This window comes from Streptomyces sp. NRRL WC-3549 (genome assembly GCF_000721935.1).
Classification (GTDB): domain Bacteria; phylum Actinomycetota; class Actinomycetes; order Streptomycetales; family Streptomycetaceae; genus Streptomyces.
This window is the reverse complement of sequence record NZ_KL585384.1, coordinates 2,758-3,051: the sequence shown is the minus strand read 5'-3', so window position 1 is coordinate 3,051 and position 294 is coordinate 2,758. Positions and strand designations below refer to the sequence as shown.

The 294-nt window shown below is 72.8% G+C and carries 1 pseudogene; it reads left to right on the top strand.

Going from position 1 to position 294, the window contains the following annotated elements:
• Positions 1–268, top strand: a pseudogene (locus tag IH13_RS0103355) (MBL fold metallo-hydrolase); the annotation flags it as partial.
• Positions 269–294: the final 26 nt, after the last annotated feature.

The window sequence follows — 294 nt, the reverse complement described above, 5'->3', positions numbered from 1 at the left end:
CCTGCCGGTCGGCGGCTGGGGCCCGTACCTGGGCCACAACCACCTGGACGCGGCCCGGGCCGCACGCGCGCTGGCGCTTCTGGGGCCGCGCTCAGCGATCCCGGTGCACTACGGGACGTACTGGCCGATCGGGATGGACGGCGTCCGTCCGCACGAGTTCCACGCCCCGGGTGACGAGTTCGTCCGGCAGGCGGCGCGGCTGGCCCCGGAGGTGGCGGTGCACCGGCTGGTCCACGGCGAGCATGTGAGACCGGAGGCCCGCCGGTGATCCATGAGGCTGTCTCTTATACACAT